The organism is Calditrichota bacterium, assembly GCA_013112635.1.
Taxonomy (GTDB): Bacteria; Calditrichota; Calditrichia; order Calditrichales; family J004; genus JABFGF01.
This window is the reverse complement of sequence record JABFGF010000002.1, coordinates 300,421-322,629: the sequence shown is the minus strand read 5'-3', so window position 1 is coordinate 322,629 and position 22,209 is coordinate 300,421. Positions and strand designations below refer to the sequence as shown.

Below are 22,209 nucleotides of genomic sequence, written 5' to 3'. Positions count from 1 at the left end.
AAGAGTTACAGGTCATATTTAAAGATTATTGTTATACAAGGATTCTGACTCAAATTCAAGATCATTTCCCCATAATAAGCGCCCATCTTCTAAATGATATTTTTTAAACTTGGCAAGATCTAAGTATTTTGATATTAATGGGTTTTTAGATTTTTTTAAAAATGGTTTAAAGTCAATATGATTTATGTTTCCATCTCGAAAAATAAGTTTTAATCGGTAAGTGTCAAGATACAGGGCTTTTTCAACGTACGGATCAGATTTTTTTGAAATGGTGTCATATACGCGATAATTTGAGGCTCTTTCTATTTGAAAGGATAATTGCATCTTAAATCCTCTTATTTATTGTTTTTGGTCTGATAGGTTTACCGAATTCAAAATAGTCAATCCACTTTTTTACAATTTCTTCAGCATATGTGTATTGGTTCATGTTCATTTGACCCAAAATAAAAAACCATCCCCAAGTAATAATAAAGTGTTGGCATATTTAAATGTAATTTTATTTGTTGATTGAATCAACTTGCCATTTTCATGTCATTTTATGCAGCATCATCAATACCCGTTCATTTGTCATTGGGGCGATGTATTCTTTTTCTATCTCCGGGCGGAAAGCTTTGATGGCATCCAGGATTGCGAAATACCCGCCAATTCCATACATCAGCGGCGGTTCACCTATAGCTTTGGAATTGAAGATTGCTGCATTCGGAAATGGGTTTTCCAGGAAATGAACATTAATCTCATCCGGGGCAAAATATATGTCCGGAACTTTGTAAGTTGAAAGTGTCCCTGTTTGCAACTTCCCTTTTTTGTTATAAATAATTTCTTCGAGCGTCATCCAGCCCAATCCCTGAACGATGCCACCTTCTGCCTGTCCAAGGTCTACCAACTCATTCATACTTTTCCCAAAATCATGCGAAACATGCACTTTATCGATATGGTAAGTTCCTCGCAGGCAATCGACACTTGCCTCAACAATGGCTGCTCCAAATGTGTGATAAGCAAACGGCAATCCTTTTTCTTTGGCTTTATCAAAATAAATTTCCGGGGTGGAATAATGTGCATGGGCAGACATACTGATTCGTTTCAAGTAGGTTTGTGTGATCAAATCATTCCAGCTTAGGTTTGTCGGCTCCCCATTAAAATAAACGACTTCATTTTGAATTGTAATGCTATCAGGATTACCCTTGAATAAAATCTCTGTTGCGGATTTTTTTAATCGTGTCAGGATATTTTCACAAGCGATCTTTGTAGCATGGCCATTTAAATCTGCACCAGCACTGGCGGCAGTGGGAGATGTATTTGCATTTCGTGATGTATTTGTCGTTTCAGTATGTACGCGGCTTACGGCTATGGAGAAAATGGTAGATGCAACCTGGCGCATTTTCATGTTTACGCCTTGTCCCATTTCAACAGCGCCTGTACTAACGCCAACACTTCCATCGGAATAAACGTGAACAAGTGCATTGGCCTGGTTTAAAAAGGTGGCAGTAAAAGAAATCCCAAAACAGATTGGCATTACGGCCAATCCTTTTTTTGTCATGGTATTTTCTGAATTAAATTTATTGATTTGTTTTTTCAGACCATCAAGTTCATAACGCTTTTCCATGTCATCCCAACTTGCTTTGGCCCGGCCATTTTTTACTATCTGGCCATAAGGAAAAGTATCACCTTCATTTAGCAGATTGGCTTTTTGAATTTCGATTGGATCAACATCCAATTTTTCTGCCGCTTTCGCAATGGCCGACTCGATAACAAACATTCCCTGTGGTCCGCCAAATCCGCGAAAAGCTGTGTTGGGTGGTAAATTTGTGCGGCAGGAATAAGCGGTTGCCTGTACATTTGGAATGAAGTAGCTGTTGGTTGCATGAAATAAGGTACGCTCTAAAATGGCTGTGGATAAATCAGCAGAAGCGCCGGCATTTTGGTAGAATTGTGCTTCATAAGCCAGGATTTTTAAATCACTGCTTAGGCCAATCTTAAAATCTGATGTATAAGGATGACGCTTTCCGGTCATGCGCATATCTTCATGGCGGCGCAAAACCAATTTAACAGGTTTATTGCACACATTTGCAGCAAGTGCAGCCAGGCAGGCCCAAATAGTAGCCTGGTCTTCTTTTCCACCAAAGCCGCCACCAAGCCTAAGCACATCTACTTCAATTTTATGCATAGGGATATCTAAAATCCGCGCAACCGTTTTCTGGACAGATGTAGGTCCTTGTGTGGAAGAGATAACTTCTATCTTGCCATTCTCTTTTGGTGTTGCAAGAGCACCCTGCATTTCCAGATAAAGATGTTCTTGCCCGCCGGATTCGGCAATACCCTCAACAATTAAATCACAATCTTGCCAGGTGGTTTGTGTATTTCCCAGAGAGAAGGTTCTTGGGGGTGCAATAAAGTTGCCTTTTGCAGCTGCCTCGCGCGGATCTGTTACCGGTGGTTTTTCATCCGTATCAATTTTAATTTTAGAAAGTGCAGCCCTTGCTTCTCTGGCTGATTGGGCTACAACAATTGCGATTGGCTGGCCAATAAATTCAACTTCCTTTTCAGCCAGCAAAACTTCATCCGCTATAATATTGCCAACCTGGTTTTGGCCCGGAATATCTTTGAAAGTAAGAACGTCTACAACACCATTCGAAGATTTTGCTTTTTTGATATCGAGTTTGGATATATCTCCATGAGCAATTGGTGAATCAAAGACCGCCGCATGTAAAGTTCCTTCAGGTACATTGCGATCATCAATAAACTGAGATAATCCGCGGACATGTAAATTGGTTTCGGTATTTTTCATTACGCAGCAAATTTCTGAATTTCAACAATTGCACCACTTTTTACCGCAGTTTCTGCCTTATGTAAAAGCTTTTTAGTAGTTTCCTTAGAAAGGTAATATTCTCCACAATTATCACAAACATCAGCCGGAACTTCTTTGAAAACAATAATTGCTTCACCACGTTGAAGGGTAGTTGTTACTTTTCCAGCTTTTGTTTGTCCATTTTTACAGATAACACAATGCATTTTAACCTCTTTCTTTAAAATCCTGTCTCCATATTGTAGGAGATGGTTCATAAACTGTTATTATTATACATTGATTTTCAGATTTGTTCAAAGCAAATAATACATGGATTGCACGTTTTTTTATAAATCCCAATACGAGTTTACTTGGAAAAGGCTTATCGCCTATATATTCCTGAATTATTTCTCCACTGTTAATAACAGCAATAACATCACTCTCTTTAATTTCTCGCTCAAACATTCTTTGGATTGCATGGCTTGTGAAAATATAGTTCATAATATCAGTTTGTTAGAATTAACTTTGTGGGAAAAAGAACAGCAAAATGCGCTAAAATCAGTTGCCCGAGCAATAAACTTTTGTACTCTGCACTTCCCCTCATATCACTGATTGGGGCAATTTCATTCATTGTAATTTTGATTGCATTTTTGATGTTTTCAACTGAAAGGGTTTTACCGATTAAATAACTGCGCGTTTCAGAAAGATAAAAAGGATAGGGCGCAACACCACCTGCTGAAATGTGAATATCTGAAATTAAATTGTCTTCAACTTCAACCAAAGCAGCACTTGTTACACTTGCAATATCCAGATAAGTGCGTCGAGAAACTTTCTCAAAATTAAAATGGCCATTTTTCGAAGGCGTTTTAAAATAAACAGATTTTATAAGTTCGTCATTTTTAAGATCAAACTTTTTGTAATCCTTATAAAAAGATTTTATAGCGATTTCCCGGGTTTGCCCATTTAGATCCAAGACAAGAGTTGCATCCAATCCCAAAAGAAAAAGAGTCATATCTCCAATTGGTGAAGCGTTTACGATGTTACCACCGAGAGTCGCACGGTTTCGAATTGGGGCGGAAGAATGCAATTTTAAAAAGGATTCGATTTTTGGAAAATATTTTCTGATAATCTTGGATTCAGAAATTTCTGTTACAGTTGAGGAGGCGCCAAGATAAATATTTCCTTTTTTTTCTTCAATGCCTTTTAAGCGAGATGTGTTTAAAATTAACCCAAGATTTTTATCAGATATTTGTGGTTCTTTCTGAACAAACAAATCTGTTCCACCGGCAACGAAAATATTTTCCTCTTTGAGAATCGGTACCGGTTTTATTTTTGAAAGACGATCTGACATGTCAGCAAAATAATCAGGCAAATAACCTTCTTGAATTAGAGGCTTAATCCTGTCATTTTGAAATTCTGAGGTGACTGAGCTTACCGAAGTTCTATGTCTGTCATTCTGAGCAAAGCGAAGAATCCCCTTGTTTTCAGATAGTTCTGTGCTGATTTTTTCCACTGCCCTTTTTATGGATTGGTATCCTGTACAGCGGCAAATATTTCCATCCATAGCGGCGATTGCTTTTTGTGGATCAAAATCCTTGCTGCATAAAAGAAAAGCCATTTCCGCCATAATAAATCCGGGAGTACAATAACCACATTGAGTGGCACCCTCATCAACAAATGCCTGTTGTAGTGGATTTGGATTGCCAGTGTCAATTCCTTCTATTGTTACTATATGACAACCATGCACATCACCTAAAGGAAGCAAACAAGAATTGATAGGTTTATACTCAAGCACACTTTTTTTCAATTGGCCGAATAAAATTAAACAGGCACCGCAATCACCCTCGCGGCAACCTTCTTTTGTCCCTTTTAAATTTTGCCGGTCGCGGATAAAGTCCAGCAGAACTGTTCCGGTCGGCATGTTTGTTTCAATAAGATCGTTGTTAAGAATAAATGAAATCATGGAAATAATTATACTACATTTTTAATATTTGTGCGAAAATAAATTTCAGATTTTTATTAGAATCCACAATTAAAATCGAAAGCGTTATTATTGCCTATTGGAGAACCCGGTGGTGTTTTTCCTGGCTTAGAAAGTTTAAATTCACCTGGATTTTTTAAGAACTTTTTAATTTTGAATCTTATAAAATCATTCGCTTCGTCTTGCCATTCTTCAAGTTTATTAAATGCCCAGCTTTTTACATATTCTGCAGAACGATCATTTTTAATTAAACTAAAAAGTTGATCAATAGTTAAGGCTTGTTGCAATTCCTGAATTTGCTGTTTTGTAGGATTGTCAAAACTCTTTTCAAAAACGGCTTCATAAAAGCCATCATACAATTTATCCACAAACTTATTATTTGGGTTTTGTTGTAAAAGCCGTGCAATCCGCTCATGATGAAAAAGCTGGCCCAATGAAATATTTATAGCACTCTCCGCACCGCTCAATGGATCAAATGTTACACCTGTTCGTGAGCCAAAACTTTCCCGGGTCCGGCTAAACCCCGGTGGATGTGGTGGTAAAATATTTAATAAGGATTTTTTCAGAATGAGTTGATCTGGGGACAAAGTTTTTAGGATTGTTTTAAAAGCTTTTTCTTGAATTTTTTGATCGACTGGACTTGTAATAATCTGGTTATCACCTCGAACAGCATAGGAATAATCAACTCCACTTATAAGTTTTGAAGCAGCTTCAACAGCATAGCGGTGCATTAAATAAATTGGAACTAAGGCATTTTCAATATCGGCGTATGGCTGGCCGGTGCGGATAACATTTTCTGAAAAATTATTCAGAGCGATTTCACGTACTTTTAAAATATGGATTAATTCATCTGCCGGATTTGTGCCATTTTCCCAAAGGTGAGCAAACGGATGCGCACCACCTCTTGGCCTTGCATCGGAATCAGAAATAAACTTGTGGCCATCCGCTACATAATCATTAATTATCTTTTTTAAACCGGATGTTTCTTCTTGTTTCGATTTGAATTCTGAATAACCATATGAAATGGCTACTTTATCCCAGGAACCAATACCTGTTGCATAGGCATCACTCAAATCTAAACTGGCCTTGTTGTTTATTTTTATTAAGGGATGCGGATAATCCATTACGGAAGCACGATTATTTGAGCTGGCTGCAAAATTATGCATCAATCCAAGTGTGTGGCCAACTTCATGTGCAGAAAGTTGCCGCAATCTTGCCAGGGCCATTTCCTCCATTTCCGGTGGTACTGTTGTGCCATCTTTGTAGGGGGCAAGAAGACCAACAGCAATTAAAAAATCCTGCCGGACACGCAGTGAGCCAAGAGAAACATGGCCTTTTATAATTTCACCGGTCCGTGGGTCAATAACTCCGCCGCCGTAAGACCAGCCGCGGGTTGAACGATGAACCCATTGAATTACATTGTACCGCACATCCATCGGATCCGCACTATCCGGTAAAACTTCGACACGGAATGCATCTTTAAAACCGGCAGTTTCAAAAGCCTGGTTCCACCATGACGCTCCTTCAATCAATGCAGAACGAATAGGTTCCGGCGCACCATTGTCTACATAATAAACGATTGGTTCAACGGGAGGACTTGGGTTTTGGCCAGGGAATTTTTTTTGCAGGCGATGCCGTGAAATAAATTGCTTGAGAAGCGGCTCCTGAATAGGTGTGGCATAATCATGAAAAGAAATTCCAAAAAACCCTGATCGAGGATCATTTGCCCGCATCTGAAAATTTTCATCTGGTAATTCAATCATTGAAAAGTGCTGAAAAAGTGTAATTGATCCTGAAGTAGGTGTTACACTTCTAATGTAGTTACCGGGATCTTTTCCTGTAAAAGTCAATAATGCGTCAAACTCGCTGTTTCGAGGAAAGCTTTTTGTTCTTTGCAAATTTATGGCAGAGCGGCTACTGTTTATTGCAAAACTTCCTTGTTGCCGATTTTTGATAGTACGAGAAATATTTTGTGCATCACTCAGAAGAAAAGGCGTAATATTTATTAGAATTTTATTATCGGATTCGGCCTCAATTTCGAAACCCCATAAGGTTGATTTGGCAAAAGATTCTTTTACTGCGCGCCTCTCACTTTGATCGTTACTAATAGCCCGATAATAATAATTTGGCTCGATAAGTAAAATTTTGGGTCCTGAACGTTGAAAATACACAACATATTCTTTATTCAACTTCCCACGATCCAGGCCAATATCGTTTGAACCCAAACCCTGGCTTAAAGAATTCACAAGCAAAAATTCCTGTTCAAGGTTTTCAATTTCCAGATAAATATTTCCAGAGTTATTATCCCAGTAAAAATCATAAAAGCCGCTGTATTTCACCATTTCTTTTGTTTTTTCAGAAATAGACTCTTTTGAGAGAATCAGGGAAGGAAGAACTAAAATGAAAAATATCTTAAATGTGTTTGATAGCGGCATATTTTCTCCTGTTAAGAAATGTTTTTATCTTTAATTATATAAGTCAAAAATATATTGCTGTTATTCCTGCAAAGTTCCTACTCTTAATCCCCAAAATCTGGTTTATTGTTTTTTTGCTTTTAGGAAATGATCTGGCTAAATTAAAAGTTCACTTTTATTGAAATTTGTGGAGGAATCACAACCAACATGGTAACAACAGAAATTAAAAAAATATCTAATTGCCGCAAAGAATTAAATATTGTAATGGCAAAAGCGGATATTGAACCAATCCGTGAGAAGGAAATTCTAAAAGTTAGAAAAAGTGTTCAATTTCCCGGATTTAGAAAAGGGAAAGCCCCATTGGCGATGATTAAAAAAAGTTATGGGCAACACATAGAAGCTTATACAATGGAAAGCGCTGTTCAGGATGCCCTGGAAAAAGCCGTCACAGAAAACGAAATTCACATTGTTGGAATGCCCGATGCAAAGAAAGTAGATTTCAATGATGATGGCGATTTGACAATGACGATTGAAGTTGACACATATCCTGATGTAGAGCTAAAAAATTATAAAGGCTTTGAGTTCATTAAAGATAAATATGTGATTGAAGATTCATTTGTCGAAGAAAATATCAATCGCTTGCGTAAACAGCATGCAACAAAAACTGAAGCAAAAGGCAAGGTTAAAGATGGTCAGATTGTTGTTATTGACATGCAGGAATTAGATCAATCCGGCGCGCCGCTAAAGGGCAAAAAATACAATGATATCACGATTTCAATTGGTGAAGGACGATTTGATCCTGAACTTGAAAAACAAATCATAGGCCTGGAAAAGGATAAACCGACAAAGATTTCAAAAGAATATCCTAAAGATTATGCCCAAAAAGAAATGGCAGGCAAAAAAGAAAACTATGAAATTACTGTTAAGAAAATTGAAACAGAGACATTGCCTGAGGTTAATGACGAGTTTGTAAAAAAAGTAAATCCGAATGCAAAAAATGTTGAAGATTTCCGTGAACAGGTGAGTAAAAGTATACAGCATGATTATGAAAAAGAAGCAGAAAACCGTTTCAGTCAGGAACTTTCTCAAAAATTGATAGAAGAAAACTCTTTTGATGTACCGGACGTCCTTGTTGAGAATTATTTGGACAATGTAATTAAAGATGTAAAACAGCGGGACCCAAAAGCGGATGAAAATTCATTAAGAGAGTATTACCGGACGGATTCTTTGGCCAACATGAAATGGCATTATATAAAAGAACAGGTTGGAAAAGACGAAAATATTACCGTTGAGGACAAAGATGTTGAAGAATTCTTAGAAAAGATCGAGAATGAAGAAATCCGTAAAATCTATAAAGAAAATGAAGCGGCCTTGAACGAAGTAAAACACTCAATAAAAGATCGTAAAGTACATGATTTTCTTGTAGAAAATTCTAAGATAAAAGAAAACGAAGTTAAGCTGGATTAAAAAAACCACCGCGAAGAACGCCAAGAACGCAAAGAAGACTTAGTTTTAGTATCACTTAATCTTTGCCGGACTCTGCGAGCTCTGCGTTAAAAGTTATTTTAAGATTTAAAATTGATGCGGAAAGGAAAAATATGTCTTTAGTACCAATGGTTGTAGAGCAAACAGGTCGCGGTGAACGCGCATATGATATTTATTCACGTCTCTTGAAAGAGCGTATTATCTTTTTAGGAACGCCTATTGATGATAATATTGCAAGTCTTGTAATTGCCCAGTTATTGTTTCTTGAAGCAGAAGACCCTGAAAAAGATATATATATTTACATCAATTCACCTGGTGGTGTGGTTTCTTCCGGGCTTGGTATCTTTGATACTATGAATTATATTAAGCCGGACGTTGTTACAACCTGCATGGGGCAGGCAGCAAGTATGGGTGCGGTATTGTTGGCAGCGGGTACAAAAGGAAAAAGATTTGCACTTCCAAATGCACGTGTTATGATCCACCAGCCATTAGGTGGAGCTGAAGGCCAGGCTTCAGATATTGAAATAGCAGCCAACGAAATTTTAAGAATCAGAACAATATTAAACGATATTCTAGCAAACGCTACTGGAAAGTCTCTGAAGCAAATTGGTGAAGACACGGACCGTAATTATTTTATGTCAGCTACTGAAGCGTTGGAATATGGAATTGTGGACAAAGTTTTAGAACATCGTGAAAAACCAGGATCCGGGAAAGACAAATAAATGAGTCGTAAAAACGTAAAATTGCCAGTTTACAAATGTTCCTTTTGTGGACGTTCAGCAGAAGAAGTTGAAAGTTTAATTTCTGGTCCTGAGGTGCATATTTGCAATGATTGTGTCTTTAGTGCGATGGACATAATTGAAAAACACCGCAAAGATGCAAAATCTCCTTTTGAGTTTGCACTAATTCCTCCGGTAGAAATAAAAGAAGAACTGGATAAATATGTAATTGGCCAGGAAAGGGCAAAACGCGTTTTATCAGTGGCAGTTTACAACCATTATAAACGCACTAATCAGAAAAAATCGGACGATGAAGTTGAAATTGAAAAAAGCAATATTTTAATGATTGGACCAACGGGAACCGGGAAGACTCTTCTTGCCCAAACACTTGCCCGAATTTTAAATGTTCCTTTTACAATTGCTGATGCAACAGTTTTGACAGAAGCCGGTTATGTTGGCGAAGATGTTGAAAATATTTTAGTTCGTTTATACCAGGCATCTAATTATAACCTGGAGCAAACCCAGCGTGGAATAATTTATCTCGATGAAATTGACAAAATTACCCGCAAAAGTGGCAATCCTTCTATTACGCGCGATGTTTCAGGTGAAGGTGTGCAACAGGCCATTTTAAAAATTCTTGAAGGAACGGTTTCCAGTATTCCTCCAAAAGGCGGAAGAAAGCATCCCGAACAAAATCTGATTAATATAGACACATCAAATATTTTGTTTATTTGCGGCGGAGCATTTGAAGGTTTAGAAGATGTAATCCGGCGCAGGGTTGGCGAGAAAAATATTGGCTTTGAGCAGGATGTGGTCTCCGGTCATAAATTCACAAAAAGTGAATTATACGGCCAGGTACAAACTGAGGATTTGATCCAGTACGGATTAATCCCTGAAATGGTTGGACGATTACCCGTACTAAGTGCATTGGGTGAGCTGGACGAAGAGGCAATGTACAAAGTTTTAACAGAACCCAAAAATGCATTGATCAAACAATATAAAAAACTTGTTGGGCTAGAGAATGTAGAGCTTGACTTTGAAGAAGGTGCATTGCAGGAAATAGTTCAGCTGGCTATAAAAACAAAAACAGGAGCACGTTCTTTAAGATCCATTCTTGAAGAACACATGCTTGATATAATGTATAACATTCCGACTATTCCAAATCTTAAATCTGTTACGATAACAAAAGATGTTATAGTAAGAAAAGCAGAACCGCTTTACCAGTTTGGAAACGCTGAACAAAGCGCATAATAAAATAAAACCGACTTTATAAAGGCTGCTTGAAATTTATTTTTGGGCAGCCTTTTTTCATCTCAAATAAGATTATTAAATGAAAACAGAAAACAATATCTCCCTTCCAAGTTATCGTGTCCTTCCATTAAAAGACCTTGTGGTTTTTCCCAGCATGGTTGTACCGCTTATAATTGGCCGAAAGACTTCTCTGGAAGCTATTGATGCAGCTATGGAAAATGAAAAACTTCTTTTTTTAGTTGCTCAAAAAGATGCGTTAAAAGAAGATGTAGGACCGGCTGATCTTTTCAGGTTTGGTGTAATTGGCAGGATACTTCAGCTTGTTAGGCTTCCAAACGGTTTGGTGAAAATTCTGGTTGAAGGCGTTGCCAGCGGAAAGGTAAAACGCTACATGGGCAAAGACACTTTAATGAAAGCTACGTTAAATATTCTTGAGCCCGTTTATGAAAATAAAGATGAAGATGAAGCAAAAAAACGGCAATTAGTAGCACTGTTCAAGGAGTATATTAAGCTGAGCAATGATATTCCTGAGGAGATATTATTTTCTTTTAATCAGCTTTCCGAAATGTCAAAAATTACAGATTTTATATCCACCCATCTGGATATAAGTATTGAGGAAAAACAGGGTATTTTGCAGAAATTGGCGGTTAACGATCGTGTAAGTACTTTGCTGAAATTATTAAAAAAGGAAAACAGTATTCTTGCTATCAAGTCAAACCTTGATGATCAGGTTCGTGATCAAATGGTTAAATCACAAAGAAATTATTATTTGCAGGAACAGCTAAAAGTAATTCGGGATGAGCTGGGTGAAGACGACCCTTACAATAATGAATCCAAAGAATTAATTGAAAGAATTGAGAAGGCTAAACTTCCCAAAATGGCTGAGGCAAAAGCCATGGAAGAATATAAACGTTTTGAACGGATTCCGGCAATGTCTCCGGAATCAGGAGTCGTCCGAACATATTTGGAATGGATGACTGATGTGCCGTGGTTTAAAGAGACAAAAGACGAATATAATATTTCAAAAGTCCAGAAAATATTAGACCAGGATCATTTTGGATTAAAAAAACCAAAAGAGCGGATTGTTGAATACATTGCAACTTTGAAAAGGGTAAAGCAAATCAAAGGTAGCATTTTGTGCTTGATGGGACCTCCGGGAGTTGGTAAAACATCACTTGGAAAATCAATTGCCCGGGCAATAAACCGCGAATATGTCCGAATTTCTCTTGGTGGCATTAGTGATGAAGCAGAAATAAGGGGACATCGGCGCACTTATATTGGCGCTATGCCCGGTAAAATAATCCAGGCAATGAAACGAGTCGCAACTACAAATCCCGTTTTTCTGCTGGATGAAATTGATAAACTGGGATCGGATTTTAGAGGAGATCCTGCATCTGCTTTACTTGAGGTTTTAGATCCGGAACAAAACAGCCATTTCATCGATCATTATCTTGAAGTTGAGTATGATTTATCCAAAGTATTATTTGTACTAACGGCAAATTCAAGATCGGATATTCCATATGCGTTGTATGACCGGTTGGAAGTTATTGAATTGCCCGGCTATCATGATCAGGAAAAAAGACAGATTGCTCAAAATTATATCTTTAAAAAGGCTTTGAAAAATCATGGATTAGTTCCAAATGAATTAAAGATAAGTGAGCCGGCCTTGCAAAAAATTATTTCCGGATATACGGCGGAAGCAGGGGTTAGAAACCTTGAACGGGAAATTAACAAGATTTGCAGAAAAGTTGTTGTTGAGCTGTCAAAAAATAATCAAAAGAAATCCGTGCAAGTCACAAAAAAGGATTTATCCAAATATCTTGGTGAGCCATATTATACATTAAATCCAATAATTAGTCATGGGGAAAAAGGCGTTGCACTTGGACTGGCATGGACCTCTTATGGGGGTGATGTACTTCCAATAGAAGTTAACCTTTTGCCAGGAAAAGAAAAAATCACCTTAACCGGAAATCTTGGCGATGTCATGCAGGAATCAGCACAAATAGCGATTACTTATTTACGTTCTAGGGCAAAAAAATATAAAATTGATCCGGATTTTTATTCAAAATATGAAATCCATATTCATCTTCCCGAAGGGGCAATTCCTAAGGAAGGTCCATCCGCAGGAATTACTTTAACAACAGCAATCTTATCAGCTTTAACAAATAAGTCATTTCCAAAAAACCTGGCAATGACGGGTGAAATTACTTTGCGTGGAAAAGTTTTGGAAATTGGCGGCCTAAATGAAAAACTGTTAGCGGCAAAGCGGGTTGGAATAAAAAAGGTTATTCTGCCAGAAGATAACAGAAAAGATATGGCTGAGATAGAAAAAGATCTTTATACCGGGATTGAATTAATCTTTGTAAGAAATTATGATGAGATTTTTAAAACGGTATTTTAAAGAGTTGACAAGTAAGTAATAAAAAAAAGGCTGCTCATTTTGAACAGCCAATAATTAAGATAAAAACTAAGCTAAACCGTTTACAAATTTGCTTAAACGCGATTTTTGATTGGATGCGTTGTTTTTATGAAGAATATTCTTTTGAACCAGTTTATCCAGCAATTTAAAAGCCTTAGAAATTTTTTGTGAACCATCATCTTTTGTTTCTGCGGCAAATGCATCTTTTAATGCAGATTTAAGTTCAGTTTTATATCTCTTGTTATATTGGCGGGATGTTTCGTTAGTCCTGATTCTTTTGATAGTAGACTTATGGTGTGCCATTTAATAAAACTCTCCTGTTCGATAAAATTAAAAAGTCGTCAAATTTAAGCTACTATAAATGCATTGTCAAATATGTCTTCAAAATACTTCGAAAAATTTCTTTAAAAAAATTTCACTTTGGTGTTGACATTTCTTAAATGTTCCTTAAATTACACAACTCTATTAAAATAGAAAAGCTGGTGTAGCTCAATTGGTAGAGCAGCTGATTTGTAATCAGCAGGTTGCGGGTTCGAGTCCCATCACCAGCTCACATATTTTTTTGGTGATTTGCTTTATTGGTTATGCTTGCACCGCAGAATTTTTTAGCGGGAGTAACTCAGTTGGCTAGAGTCACAGCCTTCCAAGCTGTTGGTCGCCGGTTCGAGTCCGGTCTCCCGCTCTGCATAACCTCACTTTAGTTAATCAAAAATTTAAATACATTTTTTACAAGGGTGTAAGCCCACGTAGCTCAGTCGGTAGAGCACATCCTTGGTAAGGATGAGGTCACCAGTTCAATCCTGGTCGTGGGCTCAGAGATTGTAGAGTGGTTGCAATAATAATTAAGACGTTCATTTTTTTTGAAGGAGTTTAAAAATGGCTAAAGAGAAATTTGATCGGAGCAAGCCGCACGTAAATATCGGAACAATTGGTCACGTAGATCATGGTAAAACAACTTTGACAGCCGCCATCACATTGGTTTTGGCCAAAAGAGGTTTGTCCGAAGAGCGTAGTTTTGACAGTATTGACAATGCTCCTGAAGAGCGCGAGCGTGGTATTACCATCGCAACCGCACACGTAGAATACACAACAGAAAACAGGCACTATGCCCACGTAGATTGTCCGGGTCACGCGGATTATGTAAAAAACATGATCACAGGTGCTGCACAGATGGATGGTGCAATTTTAGTAGTAAGCGCAGCTGACGGCCCAATGCCTCAGACACGCGAACACGTTTTATTGGCACGCCAGGTAAACGTACCTTATATCGTAGTTTATATGAACAAAGTTGATCAGGTTGATGATCCTGAGCTTCTTGAGCTTGTAGAGCTTGAGCTAAGAGAGCTTCTTTCTTCTTATGAATTTCCTGGTGACGATCTTCCCGTTGTTATGGGTAGCGCTTTAAATGCGTTGAATGCCCCGAATGATGAAGAAGCGACAAAATCAATCGTTGACCTTATGGCAGCGGTAGATGATTATATCCCGACACCGGACCGCGATGTTGACAAGCCTTTTATTATGCCCGTTGAAGATGTTTTCTCAATCACGGGCCGCGGAACTGTAGGTACCGGTCGTATTGAGCGTGGTGTTATTAATGTTGGTGATGAAGTTGAAATGATTGGCCTTGGTGTTAACCGTAAAGTAGTTGTTACGGGTGTAGAGATGTTCCGTAAATTACTTGATCGTGGTGAAGCCGGTGATAACGTTGGCTTATTGCTTCGTGGTGTTGATAAGGAAGAGATTGAGCGTGGAATGGTTTTAGCTAAGACCGGTTCAATTACCCCGCACACCAAGTTTAAAGGTGAGATGTATGTATTGAAAAAAGAAGAAGGTGGTCGTCATACACCGTTTTTTGATGGATACCGTCCACAGTTTTATTTCCGAACAACAGATGTGACAGGTTCAATTAAGTTACCTGATGGCGTAGAGATGGTAATGCCTGGTGATAATATTAGTGTTGAGATAGAGCTTGGCAAAGAAATAGCGATGGAAAAAGAATTGCGTTTTGCGATTCGTGAAGGCGGCCGCACAGTAGGTGCCGGCGTTGTATCTGAAATAATTGAGTAAAAGAAGTGTGTGATGAGGATAAATATTGTTCTTGAATGCGAAGAGTGTAAAGCTCGCAATTATAAAACAAGTAAGAACAAAAAAACTCATTCTGAAAGACTAGGGCAAAAGAAATTTTGCAAACGCTGTAACAAGCACACAATTCATAGGGAAACAAAATAAATAAGCTAGGCTTGTAGCTCAATTGGCTAGAGCACCGGTCTCCAAAACCGGGGGTTGGGGGTTCGAGTCCCTCCAGGCCTGCTTTTGTTTTGCTGGAGAAGCATAGAAAAATGATCAAAAAAATACAGATGTTCATAGAGAATGTTCAAAAGGAGATGTCGAAAGTTTCCTGGCCATCAAGGGATGAGCTAATGAACTCCTCGGTTATTGTTGTTGTGGTAAGTGCATTATTTGCAATTTATATATTTTTTGCAGATTTGATCATCTCTAAACTTGTAGAATACCTTTACTAAAAGGACGAGGTTGCAGGATGTCAGAAAAAAAATGGTACGCGCTTCGTATTTATTCCGGGAAAGAAGCAAAGGTAAAGGCTCATATTGAACATGAAATAAAACTTGCCGGGATTGAAGAAAAGATAGGTAATGTGATTATTCCTTCTGAGAATATCATTGAAATGAAGGATGGCAAAAAACGAGTAAAAAATAAAGTTTTTTTTCCTGGATACATGGTTGTGGAGATGCTTCTTGATAGTCAGACACAACATGTGGTTGTTAATTCTCCTGGTGTTATCAATTTTGTGGGTCCCAAAAATGAACCGGTTCCTTTACGGCAATCGGAAGTTGATAACATTCTTGGCAAGATTGAAAAAAGTCATGAAAAAGAAGTTAAAGGGAAGGTTGATGTCCCGTTTGTTGTTGGGGACTCTATCCGTGTAGTTGATGGCCCGTTTAACGATTTTACCGGATATGTTGAAGAAATAAATGAAGAGAAAAATAAAGTAAAAGTAAATATAAGCATTTTCGGCAGGCAGACACCTGTTGAACTTGACTTTCTGCAAATCGAGCTAGAAAAATAGCTTAGAACGAGATTGAGGTTTAATTCAAATGGCAAAAAAAGAAATAGGTAAGATAAAACTCCAGTTGGCTGCCGGTCAGGCTAAGCCCGCTCCACCCGTTGGGCCAGCATTGGGTCAGCATGGTGTGAATATTATGGAGTTTTGCAAAGCATATAATGCTAAAACCCAGGATCAGGCAGGGCTTGTTATTCCAGTCGAGATCACAGTTTATGCAGACAGATCTTTTTCGTTTATTACGAAAACCCCTCCAGCTGCAGTGCTATTAATAAAGGAAGCCGGTCTTGAAAAAGGCTCAGGTGAACCAAATACACTAAAGGTTGGAACAGTAACAAAAGATCAGGTGAAAAAAATTGCTGAAATCAAAATGCCTGATTTAAACGCAGCAAATATTGATTCGGCCATGAGAATGGTTGAAGGGACGGCCCGTAGTATGGGAATTGTCGTGGAATAATGGTTTAAGAGGTGATAATGAAACGAAGTAAACGTTATAAAGAAGCATTCTCTAAAATAGATAGAACAAAGCTCTACGAAATAGAAGATGCTGTAAAAATTCTAAAACAAGTTTCTAAAGCAAAGTTTGATGAGACTGTTGAAATTGCTATGAGACTTGGTGTGGATCCGCGTCATGCTGACCAGATGGTACGGGGAACAGTTTCTCTGCCACACGGAACAGGCAAAACGGTTCGCGTTCTTGTTTTAGCCAAAGGCGACAAAGTTAAAGAAGCCCTGGATGCCGGAGCAGATTACGCAGGTCTGGATGAATATATTGAAAAGATAAACGGTGGCTGGCTTGAGTTTGATGTAGTCGTTGCATCTCCGGATGTAATGAGCATGGTTGGGCGACTAGGTAAGGTTCTGGGAACACGTGGTTTGATGCCTAATCCGAAGAGTGGTACAGTTACGCCACAAGTTGCAAATGCCGTTAGTGAAATCAAAGCAGGGAAAATTGATTTCCGTGTTGAAAAAACCGGGATTATCCACACGGGCTTAGGCAAAATATCTTTTGAAGAAAATAAAATTGTTGACAACGTGAAGGCTTTTATAAACACGGTTGTAAAATTGAAACCGGCTTCAGCCAAAGGTATATATTTAAAGTCAATTTCAATTTCAAGTACTATGGGGCCAGGTATCTTTTTAGATACAAACTCTTCAAGTTATTCAATATAATGTTTTAACAGAACGGAATAAAAATGCAAACATCAGAAAAAATTGCAATAGTTGAAAAGTACACAGACAAATTTAAAGACGCTAAATGTGTATATATTGCTGAGTATGAAGGAATCGACGTAGAGACTGTTACAAACGTCCGTAATAAATTCAGAGAGCAAAACGTTGAATATAAAGTTTTGAAAAACAGGTTGGCTAAACGTGCTCTGAATGCTGCGGGTGTTGATGGGCTTAACGAATATCTTACCGGTGCAAATACTTATGTTATCGGATATGATGATCCTGTTGTTCCAGCAAAGATCTTTGAAGATTTTAACAAGAAAGATGAAGTCCTAAAAATAAAAGCTGTTTTGTTTGAAGGTAAAGTACTTTCAGCAGATGAAGCTAAAAATATATCAAAACTACCTTCCAGGGATGCACTCCTTGGGAAATTGGTTGGAATGCTTCAATCACCAATGACGAAGTTTGCTGCAACAATTAAAGCACCTATGCAAAACCTTGTTGGCGTATTGAATGCATTAAAAGACACTAAAGAATAAAAATTAAACATATTTCATTGGAGGAATACAAAAATGGCTGGGATATCTAAAACAGACGTTCTCTCATATTTAGAAGGCGCTACAATGTTAGAAATTTCTGACTTAATTAAAGAAATTGAAGACAAATTTGGAGTTACTGCTGCTGCACCGGTTGCCGTTGCTGCTGGTCCTGTTGCTGCTGCTGGTGGCGAAGCTGCTGAAGAGCAAACAGAATTTGATGTAGTACTACAAGCTGCTGGTGAAAAGAAGATCCAGGTGATTAAAGTTGTTCGTGCGATTACAGGTCTTGGTTTAAAAGAAGCTAAGGAACTTGTAGACGGAGCACCTAAAGCTGTAAAAGAAGCGGTTGCTAAAGCTGAAGCTGAAGACATTCAAAAACAACTTGAAGAAGTTGGCGCTACAGTAGAAGTAAAATAGTTTCACTTCAAATTAAAATAGTGTTGGTGATTCGATCATTGGGCATTATTAATTCAACTTGCAGGGTTTTTCTCCTTAAAGGGAAGCCCTGCTATGTTTGTTTTAAGTAATTATCAAAAACAACTTTGTAAAATCAAACTCAGAGGCATTCTTTGAAAAAGAAGAACTCTTTTAAAAGACAAACTTTTATGCGTATCGCGCCGGCGATGGATTATCCAAATTTATTGGAGATTCAAACAGCGCCATACGAATCTTTCATGCAGGTTAATGTACAGGCAGACGAAAGAAAAAACGAAGGTTTACAATCAGTATTTAATAATATATTTCCAATTTCTGATAGTTCTGGTAATTTTGAATTACAGTTTGTTGAATACTATTTAGATAAACCAAAATACAGTGTGCGTGAAGTCCAGGAAAGAGGTGTTAGTTATGCTCTTCCAATTAAGGCTAAAATGCGCCTGGCTATTAAAGACTCCACCGGTGAAACAGATAACTTTACAGAATTTATTGAACAAGATGTCTATTTAGGCAACATGCCTTATATGACTGATCGTGGTACTTTTATTATTAACGGTGCGGAGCGGGTTGTTGTAACACAGTTGCACAGATCCCCTGGTGTGTTTTTCTCTGAAACCGTTCACCCAAATGGAACCCCGTTATTTTCTGCCAGGATTATTCCTTTCCGTGGATCATGGGTAGAATTTACTACAGATGTAAACGATGTAATGTTTGTTTATATCGACAGAAAGAAAAAATTCCCTGTAACAATGCTTTTAAGAGCTATTGGATTTTCACAAAATGAAGACATCATTGAAGTTTTTGGAATTCAGGATGAAGTGAAAATTAGTTTGGATACTATGCCTACGTTGATTGGGCAAATGCTGGCTACAGATATTGTGGATACTAAAACCGGCGAAGTTGTTGCGGAACAGGGCAAAGACATTACAGAAGAACTATTTAACCAATGTTTAGAACTTGGTGTAAAAAAAGTAAAAATTGTTAGACCCGGTGATGCGAATGCTCCAAATGTTATCCTTAACACATTAAGAAAAGACAGTACTTCAACTGATGAAGAATCAATTGAAGCAATTTATCGTCAACTGCGTTCTGGAGAACCACCTGATATTGCAACGGCAAGAGCATTGATTGAAAGAATGTTCTTTAATGAAAAACGATATGATATGGGTGCTGTTGGCCGTTATAGAATAAATAAAAAGCTGCATCTTGAAACACCTTATGATACAACTGTATTGACCCGTGAAGATATAATTGCAATTATTAAGTATTTACTTGAATTGCGCATGGGTACAAAATCGACAGATGATATTGACCATTTGGGTAACCGGCGTGTGCGTACAGTGGGCGAACAGCTCGCGGCACAGTTCAGTCTTGGTCTTTCCCGCATGGCACGTACAATTAAAGAACGTATGAATATTGGAGATCCTGATAAATTAACACCACAGGACCTTGTTAATGCACGTACAATTTCATCTGTAATTAATACATTTTTTGGTACATCGCAGCTGTCACAGTTTATGGATCAAACGAATCCATTGTCAGAATTGACACATAAAAGACGCCTATCAGCCTTAGGGCCTGGAGGATTGACACGAGAACGCGCTGGTTTTGAGGTGCGTGATGTTCACTATACACATTATGGCCGGTTGTGCCCGATTGAAACACCTGAAGGTCCAAATATTGGTTTGATATCTTCTCTTTGTGTACATGCAAAAATCAACAATTTTGGTTTTATTGAAACGCCTTACCGCATGGTAAAAAAAGGTGTTGTTTCAAAAGAAATCAATTTTCTGTCTGCTACAGAAGAAGATGATTACACAATCGCACAGGTTAATGCACCCGTTGATGAAAAGGGTCGTTTTAAACGTGATAAGGTTAAAGCCCGTATTAAAGGTGAATTTCCTGTAGTAGCTCCTGATAACCTAGATTATATGGATGTTGCAACAAATCAGATTGTATCCCCCGCAGCTTCATTGATTCCATTTCTTGAACACGATGATGCGAACCGTGCTTTGATGGGATCAAATATGCAGCGTCAGGCAGTTCCATTATTAATTCCTGATTCTCCAATTGTGGGTACCGGTGTTGAAAGCCGTGTGGCAATTGATTCCGGAACAATGATTATTGCCAGTGAAGATGGTGAAATAGTTTATGTAGATTCATCAAAAATTGTACTTAAGCTTAATAAGGCCATAAGAGCTGAAGCTGGTAAAGAACGTTTGATGCCGGACATCACAGAGATTACTTATGATCTGATGAAATTCCAAAGAACAAATCAGGATACTTGTATAAATCAGCGTCCTTTAATTAAAGTTGGCCAAAAAGTTAAAAAAGGCGATATCCTGGCTGATGGTTGTGCAACCGACAACGGCGAACTTGCTCTAGGACGAAACATTCTTGTAGCTTTTATGCCTTGGATGGGTTATAACTTTGAAGATGCTATTATCATGAGTGATCGTATTGTTCGTGATGATGTTTATACTTCGGTTCATGTGGAAGAATTTGAACTTCAGGTGAGAGATACAAAACGCGGTGAAGAAGAGCTTACACGCGAAATTCCAAATGTAAGCGAAGAAGCCACAAAAGACCTTGATGAAAATGGGATTATCCGTGTTGGTGCTGAGGTTCATGCCGGAGATATAGTTATTGGAAAAGTGACACCAAAAGGTGAAACCGATCCGACCCCGGAAGAAAAATTGTTAAAAGCAATTTTTGGTTCTAAAGCAGGCGATGTTAAAGATGCATCACTTAAAGCTCCTCCGGGAATGAAAGGTGTTGTAGTTGGAACACGCTTATTCTCACGTAAAAGAAAAGATGTCTCATCTAAAAAAGATGACAGTGCCCACATTGAAAAACTTGAGCTTGAAGCAGAAATAAGCCGCAAAAAAGTTGTTCAAAAATTGGCTGACACACTTTCGGAACACTTTGCGGGTATGACATGCAATGCCATAAAGCTGGTTGACGGCAAAGTTGCTATTAAAGCAAAAACAAAAATTGAAGAAGGTACTTTTACAAATATTGATGTTCAAAATCTTGATATTAATTCAACCTGGTTTGAAGAAGATCCTAAGAACACATTTGTTCGTCAGATTTATTCAGATTACCGTCAGGTAATGTTGGATATTGAAAATGATTTGAAACGTGAAAAGCACAAAATTAAAGTTGGTGATGAATTGCCTCCGGGAATTGTGCAGTTGGCTAAGGTATATATTGCCGAAAAAAGAAAGCTGTCTGTTGGTGATAAGATGGCTGGACGACATGGTAATAAAGGGGTTGTCTCTAAAGTTGTACCAATGGAAGACATGCCGTTTCTTGATGACGGAACTCCGGTAGATATAATTTTAAATCCACTTGGCGTACCATCCCGTATGAACCTTGGTCAGATTTTTGAAACAACACTTGGCTGGGCTGGATCAAAGCTTGGCAAAAAATATGCTACACCTGTTTTTGACGGTGCCTCAAAAGATGATATTGCTGGTGAACTGGAATCAGCTGGTTTACCTCAAAGTGGTAAAGCATTTTTATACGATGGCCGGACAGGAGAGCGTTTTGATCAGGAAGTGACCGTTGGGATGGTTTATATCCTGAAGTTATCCCACCTGGTTGATGACAAAATCCATGCCCGTTCAATTGGCCCATACTCGCTAATTACACAACAGCCTCTTGGTGGTAAAGCGCAGTTTGGTGGTCAGAGATTCGGTGAAATGGAAGTTTGGGCATTAGAAGCCTACGGAGCGGCATACACATTACAAGAAATTTTGACAGTGAAAAGTGATGATGTAACAGGTCGTTCCAAAACATACGAAGCAATTGTAAAAGGTGAGAACTTACCCGATCCAGGTACGCCTGAATCGTTTAACGTATTGGTACGGGAATTACAAGGTCTTGGTCTTAAAGTTAGATTAGACTGAGATACTGCTTTCGAAAATATT

Annotated in this window: 20 protein-coding genes and 4 tRNA genes; 17 read left to right on the top strand and 7 right to left on the bottom strand. The window is 38.2% G+C overall.

Annotated features, from left to right (window positions below; all coding sequences use genetic code 11):
- Positions 1–18: 18 nt before the first annotated feature.
- The 6 genes from HND50_06600 to HND50_06575 form a co-directional block, all read right to left on the bottom strand.
- On the bottom strand, positions 19–324 hold the full coding sequence (locus HND50_06600) for a DUF2442 domain-containing protein (protein NOG44880.1): 306 nt from the start codon (positions 322–324) through the stop codon (positions 19–21).
- Between the two features lie 202 nt (positions 325–526).
- The gene (locus tag HND50_06595) at positions 527–2,785 is read right to left on the bottom strand and encodes a molybdopterin-dependent oxidoreductase (GenBank protein ID NOG44879.1); all 2,259 of its coding nucleotides are present in this window, start codon (positions 2,783–2,785) and stop codon (positions 527–529) included.
- Positions 2,785–3,009: a type II toxin-antitoxin system MqsA family antitoxin gene (locus HND50_06590; protein NOG44878.1), complete on the bottom strand. Its 225-nt coding sequence runs from the start codon at positions 3,007–3,009 to the stop codon at positions 2,785–2,787. The genes HND50_06595 and HND50_06590 overlap by 1 nt, the downstream gene beginning before the upstream one ends.
- 1 nt (position 3,010) lies before the next feature.
- A complete protein-coding gene (locus tag HND50_06585) occupies positions 3,011–3,283 on the bottom strand; it encodes a DUF4258 domain-containing protein (protein NOG44877.1) in 273 nt (90 codons plus the stop codon).
- Positions 3,284–3,287: 4 nt separating this feature from the next.
- Positions 3,288–4,745, bottom strand: a complete 1,458-nt coding sequence (locus tag HND50_06580; protein NOG44876.1) for a 2Fe-2S iron-sulfur cluster binding domain-containing protein — start codon at positions 4,743–4,745, stop codon at positions 3,288–3,290.
- A 56-nt stretch (positions 4,746–4,801) separates the two neighbouring features.
- A complete protein-coding gene (locus tag HND50_06575) occupies positions 4,802–7,198 on the bottom strand; it encodes a zinc-dependent metalloprotease (GenBank protein NOG44875.1) in 2,397 nt (798 codons plus the stop codon).
- A gap of 186 nt (positions 7,199–7,384) precedes the next feature.
- Between HND50_06575 and tig the strand changes: the two genes are divergently transcribed.
- The 4 genes from tig to lon all read left to right on the top strand — a co-directional run bounded on the left by tig (position 7,385) and on the right by lon (position 13,033).
- Positions 7,385–8,644, top strand: a complete 1,260-nt coding sequence (gene tig, locus HND50_06570) for a trigger factor (GenBank protein NOG44874.1) — start codon at positions 7,385–7,387, stop codon at positions 8,642–8,644.
- Between the two features lie 131 nt (positions 8,645–8,775).
- On the top strand, positions 8,776–9,384 hold the full coding sequence (gene clpP / locus HND50_06565; protein ID NOG44873.1) for an ATP-dependent Clp endopeptidase proteolytic subunit ClpP: 609 nt from the start codon (positions 8,776–8,778) through the stop codon (positions 9,382–9,384).
- Positions 9,385–10,632 carry an ATP-dependent Clp protease ATP-binding subunit ClpX gene (gene clpX / locus HND50_06560; GenBank protein NOG44872.1) on the top strand — a complete coding sequence of 416 codons (1,248 nt, stop codon included), beginning with the start codon at positions 9,385–9,387 and terminating at the stop codon, positions 10,630–10,632. It abuts the gene before it with no gap.
- Between the two features lie 79 nt (positions 10,633–10,711).
- Entirely contained in the window at positions 10,712–13,033 is a 2,322-nt protein-coding gene (lon, locus tag HND50_06555; GenBank protein ID NOG44871.1) for an endopeptidase La, read from the top strand.
- A gap of 66 nt (positions 13,034–13,099) precedes the next feature.
- Here the strand turns inward: lon and rpsT are convergent, their stop codons facing one another.
- Positions 13,100–13,354, bottom strand: a complete 255-nt coding sequence (gene rpsT, locus HND50_06550; protein ID NOG44870.1) for a 30S ribosomal protein S20 — start codon at positions 13,352–13,354, stop codon at positions 13,100–13,102.
- Between the two features lie 175 nt (positions 13,355–13,529).
- Between rpsT and HND50_06545 the strand changes: the two genes are divergently transcribed.
- From HND50_06545 to rpoB, 13 genes are all read left to right on the top strand, one after another.
- Positions 13,530–13,602 (top strand) — tRNA-Thr (locus tag HND50_06545).
- A 57-nt stretch (positions 13,603–13,659) separates the two neighbouring features.
- A tRNA-Gly gene (locus tag HND50_06540) sits at positions 13,660–13,733 on the top strand.
- A gap of 58 nt (positions 13,734–13,791) precedes the next feature.
- Positions 13,792–13,864 (top strand) — tRNA-Thr (locus HND50_06535).
- Between the two features lie 63 nt (positions 13,865–13,927).
- Positions 13,928–15,118, top strand: coding sequence for an elongation factor Tu (gene tuf / locus HND50_06530; GenBank protein NOG44869.1), 1,191 nt, complete (start codon positions 13,928–13,930; stop codon positions 15,116–15,118).
- Positions 15,119–15,130: 12 nt separating this feature from the next.
- Complete coding sequence (gene rpmG / locus HND50_06525) at positions 15,131–15,280, top strand: 50S ribosomal protein L33 (GenBank protein NOG44868.1); 150 nt, start codon at positions 15,131–15,133, stop codon at positions 15,278–15,280.
- Positions 15,281–15,287: 7 nt separating this feature from the next.
- Positions 15,288–15,361: transfer RNA gene (locus tag HND50_06520), tRNA-Trp, on the top strand.
- A gap of 29 nt (positions 15,362–15,390) precedes the next feature.
- Positions 15,391–15,573, top strand: a complete 183-nt coding sequence (gene secE / locus HND50_06515) for a preprotein translocase subunit SecE (protein ID NOG44867.1) — start codon at positions 15,391–15,393, stop codon at positions 15,571–15,573.
- Positions 15,574–15,590: 17 nt separating this feature from the next.
- Complete coding sequence (gene nusG / locus HND50_06510; protein NOG44866.1) at positions 15,591–16,136, top strand: transcription termination/antitermination factor NusG; 546 nt, start codon at positions 15,591–15,593, stop codon at positions 16,134–16,136.
- Between the two features lie 28 nt (positions 16,137–16,164).
- Positions 16,165–16,587 (top strand): 50S ribosomal protein L11, encoded by a 423-nt coding sequence (gene rplK, locus HND50_06505; protein NOG44865.1) that lies wholly within the window; start codon positions 16,165–16,167, stop codon positions 16,585–16,587.
- 14 nt (positions 16,588–16,601) lie between these two features.
- Entirely contained in the window at positions 16,602–17,303 is a 702-nt protein-coding gene (locus tag HND50_06500; protein ID NOG44864.1) for a 50S ribosomal protein L1, read from the top strand.
- 23 nt (positions 17,304–17,326) lie between these two features.
- The gene (gene rplJ / locus HND50_06495; protein ID NOG44863.1) at positions 17,327–17,842 is read left to right on the top strand and encodes a 50S ribosomal protein L10; all 516 of its coding nucleotides are present in this window, start codon (positions 17,327–17,329) and stop codon (positions 17,840–17,842) included.
- 33 nt (positions 17,843–17,875) lie between these two features.
- On the top strand, positions 17,876–18,259 hold the full coding sequence (gene rplL / locus HND50_06490; protein ID NOG44862.1) for a 50S ribosomal protein L7/L12: 384 nt from the start codon (positions 17,876–17,878) through the stop codon (positions 18,257–18,259).
- 188 nt (positions 18,260–18,447) lie between these two features.
- Positions 18,448–22,188 carry a DNA-directed RNA polymerase subunit beta gene (gene rpoB, locus HND50_06485; protein ID NOG44861.1) on the top strand — a complete coding sequence of 1,247 codons (3,741 nt, stop codon included), beginning with the start codon at positions 18,448–18,450 and terminating at the stop codon, positions 22,186–22,188.
- Positions 22,189–22,209: the final 21 nt, after the last annotated feature.